This window comes from Okeania sp. (genome assembly GCF_983059655.1).
Window position 1 is genome coordinate 1 of the sequence record NZ_CEZPJD010000708.1, and the last position, 4,158, is coordinate 4,158.

General features: G+C 30.9%; 2 protein-coding genes. One reads left to right on the plus strand and one right to left on the minus strand.

Annotation, left to right across the window (positions count from 1 at the left end):
* Positions 1–693 precede the first annotated feature (693 nt).
* Entirely contained in the window at positions 694–864 is a 171-nt protein-coding gene (locus AC3DU7_RS27045) for a hypothetical protein (RefSeq protein ID WP_488042361.1), read from the minus strand.
* A gap of 607 nt (positions 865–1,471) precedes the next feature.
* Between AC3DU7_RS27045 and AC3DU7_RS27050 the strand changes: the two genes are divergently transcribed.
* Positions 1,472–2,347 carry an alpha/beta fold hydrolase gene (locus AC3DU7_RS27050; protein ID WP_488042362.1) on the plus strand — a complete coding sequence of 292 codons (876 nt, stop codon included), beginning with the start codon at positions 1,472–1,474 and terminating at the stop codon, positions 2,345–2,347.
* Positions 2,348–4,158 lie beyond the last annotated feature (1,811 nt).

Here is a 4,158-nt window from a genome sequence, read left to right on the forward strand (position 1 = left end):
TTCTATAAAACAATAAGAGCTGATTTATAAACTTAGTTAAAAGTCTTACATCACCTAGCTTTCAGGAATTTGGACTCTACAGGACGATAATTTTTCAAACCTAAGTATACCGATAAATTCAGCCTCTTAATGTTTACTTTATAAATCAGCTCTAAGGGTTAAAACCGAAAAATTATGAAAAATGACTCCCATAATTATCAAATCCAGATGGGTCTTCGACTTGTATAGTCATTTTAGTTTGGATTGAGACGATAATTTCTTGCTGTGAAAGGGTATCAGCTGAAAAAGTGTCTCATTCTTATTTAAAACAACTATAACTTGTTAAAAAGACCCAAATGGCTTCTATTAATATCATGTTCGGTTAAATACTTAGGGTTTGCTGAATAAAGTATGAGTGGTAAAGATAGGAGTCAGAAGTCAGAAGAAATGGGAATTAATTAGAAGGTAATCAGAAAAATTATCCCTTGATTTTTAACCATAATCGTCCCAAAACACTAGCTCTATGCAGCTCTTGACACCAAAAAGTTGACACTTTTTTAGACCTAAAAATGCTAAGATATCTATCTGTCAATGCTTTGATATCTAAATCAGCAAGCCCTACTTATACTTTGGAGAAAGGAAGGCAGAGGGGATAAAGCAGAAAGGAAAGAAAGGTTCAAAGAGATAAGGTTTTTATAACTGATTATCCAAACATTATATAAGTGCTTTAAGTACACAACAGCTGATTTTCAATCCAATATTGATACCAAAGTTTGGTATTATCGGAGGAACGATCGCCACAGTAATAATAGTAATAATAATAAATGATGATGTAGAATATTTGACTACATATTCTAGTAATAAAATAGTTGACTTTATATCCATGTATAATACCAATTTAAAAAAATAATTCTACAAAAAGGTAGATATTTATCGAATATACTTAAAAATAGCTACTCCAGTTCATTTGAGATAGAGATAACTATCTTTTTTTCCTTTTTTTAAAACTTTACTCCTTCTTCCTTCTTTCTTACTTCTACCATTTGTAATAAACATTTATCAAATTGGTATAATTTATCGCATCATCAGAAAATGATAGAATTATAGCAGTTTTCACAAAGGTAGACTACAAAAATTCTGCCTTATCCCCTAAGCATAGCTGCCTTTAAGCAAAAATATTTGTATTCTATTTTAATGAAAAGCGCTATAAGTTTATAGCAGAAGGAAGAAAGCTTTAGTTATCTAAGAAATAAGGAAAAGTTTAGTGTTTTCTGAACTTTAAGATTTTGATTAAGCTTTTGATATGTTTAAGTATTTTGCTTCGATTGCTATAAAATAAAGCTATGAACTATAGCAATTACCATACTGATGAGGTACAAAATTTTAAGTTTGAGGGAACAGGGAATAAAAAGACAAGAATATAACTGTACCTCACTACCTTGGGAAACGCTATATTTAATTTAAAGTTACTGTAATTGTTCCGGAGGTATCAATGTCAATTAAAGAAAATCCTTGGTCTAGCAATTTTATCATAGTAAATAGTATCAAGATTCATTACGTGACTCAAGGTTCAGGTCCTTTGATGTTAATGTTACATGGATTTCCTGAATTTTGGTATTCTTGGCGATATCAAATACCTGAATTTGCTCAAGATTATAAAGTAGTTGCTTTAGATTTAAGAGGCTATAATGAAAGTGATAAACCAAAAGATCAATCTGCTTATTTAATGTCAGAATTTATTCAAGATATAGAAGGAGTAATCAAAGAATTAGGTTATGAAAAATGTGTCTTAGTAGGACATGATTGGGGAGGGGGAATAGCTTGGTCTTTTGCTTATGCAAATCCTGAAATGGTAGAAAAATTAATCGTCATGAATATTCCTCATCCAGCAAAATTTAAGGAGGGGTTAGGTACTCCAGAGCAACTTTTGAGAAGTTGGTATATGTTTTTCTTCCAGTTACCTTTTTTGCCAGAATTAATGCTTGAATTTAATGATTATCAAGCTATTGCTTCTATTTTTAAAAGTATGGTAAATAAATCTGCTGTTACTGATGCTGATATAGAGGCTTACAAGGATGCTGTGGCTAAACGAGGTGCTTTAACTTCAATGATTAATTATTATCGTAATATATTTTCTGGATTTTTCAGTCAACAAGAATGGGGAATATTGCGAATTCCTACTTTAATGCTTTGGGGTGAAGATGATACGGCTTTAGGAAAAGAATTAACTTATGGCACAGAAGCATATGTGGAAAATTTTCAGATTCGCTATATTCCTAATTGTGGTCATTCGGTACAACAAGAACAACCTCAATTAGTTAATCAATATATGCGAGAATTTTTGAGTAATGATAATGATTTAAATTGAAATAAGTGCAAAGGGAAGATTGATTTTATACCCAGAAAAATTCAAGAAAAGGTTGACGAGTAATTAGTATTATTACTAATTTATAGTTCTCCTTAAATAATGTGAATAAAGAAAGAATTATATAGTATCCGGATCATTAGTTATTGTATGATTAGATGAGTCAGGAGTTAGTAGGAAGAAAGGATGAAAGTTGGAATTATCTAGGAATAAGTAGGCATTTTATGTTTGCATTGCATTGAAGTAGAAAGTGCTATAACTGTGTAACCGGATTTTATATTAGAGCAAAATTCATTTAAGTAGAATATAAAATTATTTTTGGCTAGGAAGTAGACAGTAAGACTATAATTTTGCCACTATATTCTATCTATTTGAAGGCTGTTGGTTAATAAATAAATCTATGGGAAAATTTTTGAGTAATGATAATGATTTAAATTGAAATAAGTGTAGAGATAAGATTGATTTTATGCTCAGAAAAATTTAATAAAAGGTAGGCAAAAAATTAGTAATGATACTAATTTAAAATTCCCCTTAAATGATGTGAAGTTAGAATTAAAATCTTTGAAGAAACAGGAAGCAATTTCAGGTAATCAGCTAGTTTTGGGGAGAAGCAAAAATGATGATTGAGTTTTCCAATTAGTTGGAATATAGTAATACTTACAGCATTGATAAAACCTTCAAAAATATATAGCAGAAGGAAGAAGGAAAAATTTGACATTTTCTGAGTTTTAAACTTTTGATATGTCCGCGCCCTTTCCTTCCTATCTACCTAGTCATAAAAATAATTTTTAATGCCTGCTCACTCATATAATTAGGGTTTGCTGAATAAAGCCTTTTTGCTGGGGTAGGGAGTAGGGAGTAGGGAGTCGGGAGTAGTTAGAACGTAGAATAAATGGGAATTACAGATTCAGTGGCCAACACAATAGTCAGAGTGATTTTTCCGGTAGCAAAAGCCGAAAATCCTCACTTTTTTAACTGAGCAATTGAAAAGCTCATACTTTTAATAGACATAAAAAGCCTAAAACCAATATCAGTCAATGCTTTGATATTTAATCAGCAAACCCTAATTAAATGTAACTCTAATTACATTAGAACATATTAATTAATAGGCGATTAAATATTCATGCATCCTCTCTAATTCCGATTAAATTTAGGTAATAGTAAGGATTAAGAGCTAACTTAATAGCTGGTATTTATAATTAGGGTGTGCTGAATAAAGTTTTTTGGTAAGGGTCGGAGCCAGAATTTCCGTTTGTCATGCTCCGCAAATAGGAGTAATGGAAATTATAGAAGAAGTAGTCAGAAGAATAGTACCTTGACTTTTCTACCATAATCGTCCCGAAATACTAGGATGCATGAGCTTTTTAGGCCGAAAAGCTTGCACTTTTTTTGTCTAAAAAAGACTGAAACCATTATCAGTCAATGCTTTGAGATTTAATCAGCAAGCCCTAATTACGATTTGCCTAATTAAGTTAAAAAAAATATATTAAATTTCTAGTTAGTTTAATTGTTAATGATTAGCTGAACTTTTTTAGTCTGCCTATTTTTAATGATTTTACTAGAAAGCGATCGCTCCAGATAAATTATTCAGAAAAAATGTGGAATTCTGCCTGACTGATAGAGTAAATTTAGACAAAAAAAATTTACAAGAAGTCTACTATATGCTGCTTTATTTTTTTGATAACTTCATACTTCTTCTTTCATAAATAAAATTTTGATCTCTTCATCCCAAACACAAATAGAGTCATTAAGCTTATACCTATTAGACATCTCCAGAAAAGAGGGAACAGGGAACAGGGAACAGGGAACAGGGA